The sequence below is a fragment of the Litchfieldia salsa genome, assembly GCF_900104555.1.
In the GTDB taxonomy this organism is placed as follows: Bacteria; Bacillota; Bacilli; order Bacillales; family Bacillaceae_L; genus Litchfieldia; species Litchfieldia salsa.
This window is the reverse complement of sequence record NZ_FNJU01000004.1, coordinates 166,236-173,709: the sequence shown is the minus strand read 5'-3', so window position 1 is coordinate 173,709 and position 7,474 is coordinate 166,236. Positions and strand designations below refer to the sequence as shown.

General features: G+C 41.6%; 5 protein-coding genes. All 5 read left to right on the top strand.

What is annotated here, in order from left to right; all coding sequences use genetic code 11:
* Positions 1 to 589 precede the first annotated feature (589 nt).
* Positions 590 to 2,701: a (Fe-S)-binding protein gene (locus tag BLQ56_RS10460; protein WP_090853453.1), complete on the top strand. Its 2,112-nt coding sequence runs from the start codon at positions 590 to 592 to the stop codon at positions 2,699 to 2,701.
* 238 nt (positions 2,702 to 2,939) lie between these two features.
* On the top strand, positions 2,940 to 4,121 hold the full coding sequence (locus tag BLQ56_RS10455; protein WP_090853450.1) for an acetyl-CoA C-acetyltransferase: 1,182 nt from the start codon (positions 2,940 to 2,942) through the stop codon (positions 4,119 to 4,121).
* Positions 4,122 to 4,143: 22 nt separating this feature from the next.
* On the top strand, positions 4,144 to 4,995 hold the full coding sequence (locus tag BLQ56_RS10450) for a 3-hydroxybutyryl-CoA dehydrogenase (RefSeq protein ID WP_090853447.1): 852 nt from the start codon (positions 4,144 to 4,146) through the stop codon (positions 4,993 to 4,995).
* A gap of 31 nt (positions 4,996 to 5,026) precedes the next feature.
* Entirely contained in the window at positions 5,027 to 6,160 is a 1,134-nt protein-coding gene (locus BLQ56_RS10445) for an acyl-CoA dehydrogenase (RefSeq protein WP_090853445.1), read from the top strand.
* A gap of 29 nt (positions 6,161 to 6,189) precedes the next feature.
* Positions 6,190 to 7,329, top strand: coding sequence for an acyl-CoA dehydrogenase (locus tag BLQ56_RS10440; RefSeq protein ID WP_090853441.1), 1,140 nt, complete (start codon positions 6,190 to 6,192; stop codon positions 7,327 to 7,329).
* Positions 7,330 to 7,474: the final 145 nt, after the last annotated feature.

Sequence of the window (7,474 nt, the reverse complement as noted above, 5' to 3'; positions counted from 1 at the left end):
GAAGTTCGCGGGATTCACCATGGATTTCGCGGGATTGCGTCTGATTCTCGTGGGAATCCGTGCTGTTTGATTAGCGTAATATCTCTTCCGCGGGTTTCTACCCTAAGTTCGTGGGATTCCGGCTTTTTCTTCAAGCTAATTATGCTTCAAACAGCATCTATATGCACCAAAATTAAGTCTTACTTCAAAAGAAAGTTATTGACTGAATGTTCATTCATTTTTTATAATGGTATTATCACTGAAATATTGAAATAGGATAGAGAAAAGGGAAGCCACTTAAATAAGTTCCTAAATTTAGTTGAAGCAGAGGAAAACACAGGAGATAAGTGCCCGAAATTGATCTGGAGCAAAGGAAAAGGTAACGAAACGCGAGATAAGTGCCCGAGAATGAAATGGAGCAAAGGAAAAGGTAACCAAACGCGAGATAAGTGTCCGAGAATGAAATGGAGCAAAGGAAAAGGTAACCAAATGAGAGATAAGTGCCCGAAAATGAAATGGAGCAAAGGAAAAGGTAACCTGATTCGAAACATGTGCTTGGAGAGAAGAAAGGTAACTAAAAAGAGATCTTAAATGAAGGGAGCAGGGGGATATGGATCTTTTATTGATTAATTTTATTGCATTTGGAATTGTAACCGCTTACGCAATTTATTTATTCATTTACTTAATTAACACAAGGACACAGTATATTAAATTAGGTAAAAAAGTGGAGTTTGATGGAAAGGTTAAGGAGCGTCTACAGAAGGTTTGGATCAATGTATTTGGTCAAAAAAAGCTTTTGAAAGATAAAAAAAGTGGAATCATTCACGTGATGTTTTTCTATGGCTTTATTCTTGTCCAATTTGGAGCGATTGATTTTATCATCAAGGGATTAGTTCCAGGAGCACACCTTCCACTGGGTCCTTTTTATGGGGGCTTTACATTTTTTCAAGAGCTTGTGACTTTTATGATTTTAGTGGCAGTTGTTTGGGCCTTTCATCGTCGTTATGTTGAAAAGCTTGGACGATTAAAGAGAAATTTTAAGTCAGGGTTAGTTTTACTCTTTATCGGTGGTTTAATGCTGTCCGTTTTATTTGGGAATGGAATGGGAATCATTTGGCATAATCATGGTCTTACAGGATCAGAGCCAATTGCTTCAGGTTTTGCCTTTTTATTCGGTGGTATTAGTGAAATGTCAGCCATTGTTTTATTTTATGTATCATGGTGGATTCATTTATTGTTTCTATTAACTTTTTTAGTGTATGTTCCACAATCAAAGCATGCTCACTTAATTGCAGGACCTGCTAATGTTTTTTTAAGTCGACTATCACCTCCAGGTAAGCTTGAAGCGATTAATTTTGAGGATGAAACACAAGAAACCTTTGGAGTAGGAAAAATTGAGGATTTTAAGCAAACACAGTTAATCGATTTGTATGCATGTGTGGAATGTGGACGCTGTACAAATATGTGTCCGGCGACAGGTACAGGAAAGCTTTTGTCACCAATGGACTTGATCTTAAAGCTTCGAGATCATTTAACGGAAAAAGGAGCGGCCGTGACATCAAAAACACCGTGGGTCCCAGCTGTCGCATTTTCACATACGAAAGGAAACCAGTTAGCATTGTCATCAAGAGGGAAAGGGCATGAGGAATCTGCTGCAACCATTGAAAGCCCTTATAACCCAAGCTTGATTGGTGAGGTAATCACTGAGGAGGAAATCTGGGCTTGTACGACTTGTCGCAACTGTGAAGATCAGTGTCCTGTGATGAATGAGCATGTTGATAAAATCATTGATATGAGAAGATACCTTGTGTTAACTGAAGGGAAAATGGATCAAGACGCACAAAGAGCAATGACGAATATTGAGCGTCAAGGAAATCCATGGGGATTGAATCGTAAAGAAAAGGAAAACTGGCGTGAATTAGATGAAGAAATCACAATCCCAACCGTAAAGGAAATGAAGAAATCTGGAGAAGAATTTGAGTATTTATTCTGGGTGGGTTCAATGGGAGCATTTGATAACCGGAGCCAAAAAATTGCCCAGTCTTTTGCTAAGTTGATGAACGAAGCTGGGGTGAAATTTGCCATCCTTGGAAATAAAGAAAAAAATTCAGGGGATACACCAAGACGTCTCGGAAACGAATTCCTATTTCAGGAGCTTGCGACAAATAATATCGCTGAATTTGAAAAGAACGAGGTAAAGAAAATTGTAACAATTGATCCTCATGCCTATAATACATTTAAAAATGAGTATCCTGACTTCGGTCTAAAAGCAGAGGTTTATCATCATACAGAGGTACTTGCCAAGCTTGTTGAGGAAGGAAAGCTAATCCCTCAATTTGAGGTCAATGAAACGATTACCTTCCATGATTCCTGTTACTTAGGTCGATATAACGAAGTATATGAACAGCCTCGTTCTATTTTAAAAGCGATACCAGGTGTGAAACTTATAGAAATGGAAAGAAACCGTGAAAATGGGATGTGCTGTGGTGCAGGAGGCGGTATGATGTGGATGGAAGAAAACAAAGGCACACGTGTAAATATAGCAAGAACGGAACAAGCATTAGAAGTCAAACCAACCGTAATCAGTTCAGGCTGTCCATATTGCTTAACAATGCTAAGTGATGGAACAAAGGCAAAGGAAGTCGAAGAGCAAGTGGGTACATTTGATGTTGCAGAACTACTGGAGAAATCAGTGCTAGGTACAAAAAAAGAGACTGCTTGAATCATAGAATAGGGTAGCCTGAATATGGGTGCCAGGCACCATAACGTAACTGGTGCCTGGCACCTGATTGTTTAAATAATGAAAATTTTGTGAATATGTGAGTGAACGTTCAGTCAAGGTTATGCTAGAATAGAAGATAAGATCATAGAATATTTAAAAATAACAGAGACTTGGTTGTCATATACATATGCTAACAACCAAAATGAAAGCGATTACTACTTTTGAAGGGGTTTTTAAAATGGGGAAAACAGTTATTTTAGGGGGAGCAAGAACACCGGTTGGAAAGTTTGGGGGAAGCTTAAGTGCATTAACTGCATCAGAACTCGGGGGGATCGCCATTAAAGAAGCTCTTGTTCGCACAAATGTAGCCGCCGAAGCTATTGGCGAGGTGATCATGGGTCATGTGTTGCAAGGAGGACAAGGGCAAATTCCTTCTCGCCAAGCAGCTCGTCATGCGGGGATTCCTTGGGAGGTTAAAACAGAAACGATTAATAAAGTGTGTGCCTCAGGTTTGAGAAGTATCACCTTGGCAGATCAAATCATCCGTTCAGGTGATGAGGAAGTAATTGTTGCAGGTGGGATGGAGTCAATGAGCAATACACCATATCTTTTACCGAAGGCGCGCTGGGGGCTTCGAATGGGTGATAGCACTGTGAAGGATATGATGATTCATGATGGTTTAACCTGCAGTTTTGAAGGAGTTCATATGGGTGTTTACGGGAATAGCACGGCGAAAGAGCTTGAGCTTTCACGAGAATCACAGGATGAGTGGGCACTTAGAAGTCATAAGCGTGCGGTAGAAGCGATAGAATCTGGAAAAATGGCTGAGGAGATTGTTCCAGTTGAAATAAAAGGTCGAAAAGGGGAAGTGACCATTGTAGAAAATGATGAGTCGCCTCGTAAGGACACATCCTTTGAGAAGTTATCATCGTTAAACCCAGTGTTTAATTTTGATGGCAGTATTACGGCTGGGAATGCACCTGGAATTAATGATGGTGCTGCAGCTCTTGTTTTAATGAGTGAGAATCGTGCAGCAGAAGAAGGAAGAGAGGTGCTAGCGACTATCTTGGGTCATGCTGAGGTTGCTGTTCCGGCAAAGGATTTTCCAAAAACACCAGGGCTAGTGATCCAAAAGCTTCTTACTAAAACAGGAAAAACAGTGGATGAGATTGATTTGTTTGAAGTCAATGAAGCCTTTGCAGCGGTTGCACTTGCAGGTATTAGGTTGGCTTCAATTGATCCTGAGAAGGTAAATGTAAATGGAGGCGCGGTAGCGTTTGGACATCCGATAGGTGCGAGCGGAACTAGAATTATTTTAACATTAGCACATGAATTAAAGAGACGAGGAGGAGGGTTAGGAATCGCTGCCATTTGTAGTGGTGGAGGCCAAGGTGATGCCATTTTAATTGAAGTGAAATAGCTTTTTGATTGGGGGGATATGAATGACTATTGAGCAGGTGATGGTAATTGGTGCAGGACAGATGGGGGCTGGTATTGCCCAAGTTTGTGCAGTCGCAGGTTATTCTGTGTTCCTACATGATACAAATCAAGAAAGCTTAGATCGTGGGTATCAACGAATTGAAGGAAATCTGAAGAAACAAGTTGATAAAGGGAGACTAACACTGGAGCAAATGGAGGGTGCCTTAAATAAGCTGATCCCAACATGTAGATTGGACGTTGCTGGTGAAGTTGATCTTGTGATTGAGGCAATTATTGAAAATATGGTTGTGAAGAAAGAGTTATTTAAAGAACTTGAGCGGGTTGTAAAACCAAGCACGATTTTAGCATCGAATACTTCTTCATTACCAATCACAGAAATCGCTGCAGTAACAGACAATCCTGAAAGAGTCATTGGTATGCATTTTATGAACCCTGTGCCTGTCATGAAGTTAGTAGAAATTATTAGAGGTTTGGCTACAAGTGATGAAGTTTTCTCACAAGTTGAGGAGGTCACAAAACGGCTTGGGAAAGTGGCTGTAGAAGTGAATGACTTTCCTGGATTTGTCTCAAATCGGATTTTAATGCCGATGATTAATGAAGCAATTTTCACTGTGTATGAGGGGGTTGCAACTCCACGAGCGGTCGACGAAGTGATGATGCTCGGAATGAATCACCCAATGGGTCCGTTAACATTAGCCGATTTTATTGGCCTAGATACATGCCTTTCTATCATGGAAACCTTGCATGATGGATTTGGTGATGACAAATACCGACCATGTCCACTCTTGCGAAAATATGTAAGTGCAGGTTGGTTAGGAAAGAAGTCGGGGCGTGGATTTTACCAGTATGATTAACTAACAGGAAAATAGAGACGGAGGTCACCTCATGAACCTAACGTTTACAAAAGAGCAAGAAATGATGAGGAAAATGGTCCGTGATTTTGCACAGAATGAAATCAAGCCATCCATTGAAAAAATGGAAAATGGTGAGTTTCCAAGGGATATTCTTATAAAAATGGGACAGCTAGGAATGATGGGGATGACTGCTCCAGCAAAGTATGGTGGGGCTGAGATGGACTTTACTTCTTATATTCTAGCGATTCATGAAATTTCGAAAGTAAGTGCGACGGTTGGTGTGATTTTATCTGTTCATACATCGGTTGGAACGAACCCAATTCTGGCATTTGGAACAGAAGAACAAAAACTGCGATATGTACCAAAGCTTGCCAGTGGGGAATATCTGGGGGCTTTTTGCTTAACAGAGCCGAGTTCGGGTTCTGACGCTGCTAGTTTAAAAACGAAGGCGGTGAAAGATGGCGATTACTATGTTCTGAATGGGTCTAAATGCTTTATTACAAATGGTGGGGAAGCTGATGTGTATATCGTATTTGCTCGAACGAACTTAGAGATTCCGGGTAGTCGTGGAATTAGTGCGTTTATTGTTGATAAAGAGACGGAAGGCTTCATCATTGGGAAAGATGAGAAAAAGATGGGGCTACATGGATCTAGAACAGTGTCGTTAATGTTTGAAAATATGCAAGTGCCCACCAGAAATCTTTTAGGAAAAGAAGGAGAAGGATTTAAGGTTGCATTAGCAAACTTAGAGGTAGGACGAATAGGGATTGCAGCCCAAAGCTTAGGGATTGCTGAGGCTGCGTTAAATTATGCTGTTCAATATTCGAAAGAGCGAGTGCAATTTGGAAAGCCGATTTCTGCTCAACAGGGGGTAGGATTTAAATTAGCAGATATGGCGACTTCTGTTGAGGCCGCAAAGCTATTAGTCTATCAAGCTGCCTATTTACGCACCCACAACATTCCGTGTGGGAAGCAAGCCTCGATGGCAAAGCTATTTGCCTCAAGGACAGCAATGGAGGTTACGACAGAGGCGATTCAAGTATATGGAGGCTATGGGTATACAAAGGATTATCCTGTTGAGCGTTTATTTCGAGATGCAAAGGTCTGTGAAATCTATGAAGGTACAAGTGAAATCCAAAAGCTCGTTATTAGCAAAAGCCTATAAAGAGCACTGTTAGGAAGCGGGGGATAGCAATGTATTTCAAATTATCAGAAGAGCATGAAATGATTCGGAAAATGGTGCGTAGCTTTGCAAATAAAGAGGTCGCTCCAACTGCTGCCCAGCGGGATGAAGAAGAGCGATTTGATCGAGTGATTTTTGAAAAAATGGCTGAATTAGGGCTGACCGGAATTCCTTGGCCTGAAGAATATGGCGGGATTGGCAGTGATTATCTTGCTTATTGTATTGCGGTAGAGGAGCTATCAAAAGTATGCGCTTCCACTGGTGTGACTCTGTCAGCACACACTTCATTGGCAGGGTGGCCTGTTTATAAGTTTGGAACAGAGGAACAAAAACAGAAGTATTTGCGACCAATGGCAGAAGGCTCAAAGATGGGCGCATATGGTCTGACAGAGTCTGGTTCAGGTTCAGATGCAGGTGGCATGAAAACGACGGCCGTCTTAGATGGGGATGCCTATATTTTGAACGGCTCAAAAATATTTATTACAAACGGTGGGGAAGCAGATATTTATGTGGTGTTTGCGTTAACAGATCCTACTTCTAAACATAAAGGAACGAGTGCGTTTATCGTGGAAAGTGATTTTCCTGGTTTTTCTGTTGGAAAGAAGGAGAAAAAGCTTGGGATTCGCTCTTCGCCAACAACAGAGATCATATTTGAGGATTGTCGTGTTCCTAAAGAGAATTTACTAGGTCAAGAAGGAGAAGGCTTTAAAATTGCGATGATGACATTAGATGGTGGCCGAAATGGAATTGCTGCTCAAGCAGTCGGTATTGCCCAAGGTGCATTAGATGCAGCAGTTGAGTATTCAAAGGAACGTGTTCAGTTCGGTAAACCAATCTCAGCCCAACAGGGCGTTGGTTTTAAGCTTGCTGATATGGCAACTTCAATTGAAGCAGCCCGTCTATTAACCTATCAGGCGGCATGGCTAGAGTCAGAAGGTCTTCCGTATGGCAAGGAATCAGCGATGTCAAAGCTCTTTGCAGGTGATACAGCCATGAAGGTTACAACTGAAGCGGTTCAAGTCTTCGGTGGGTATGGCTATACAAAGGATTATCCGGTCGAGCGCTATATGAGGGATGCGAAGATTACTCAGATTTATGAGGGTACACAGGAGATCCAGCGGTTGGTAATCTCGAGGATGTTGACGAAGTGATGGTGAAGTTTGAGTTTGGGGGAATGGATTAGGAAATCCGCGGGAATTTGTGTGAATCCCGCAAAACATGAGGAGAATCCCGCGAACATCGGGTGGAATCCCGCGAAAGGGATAATTGAGCTAAAAGAACAGGTAGGAAACCCGC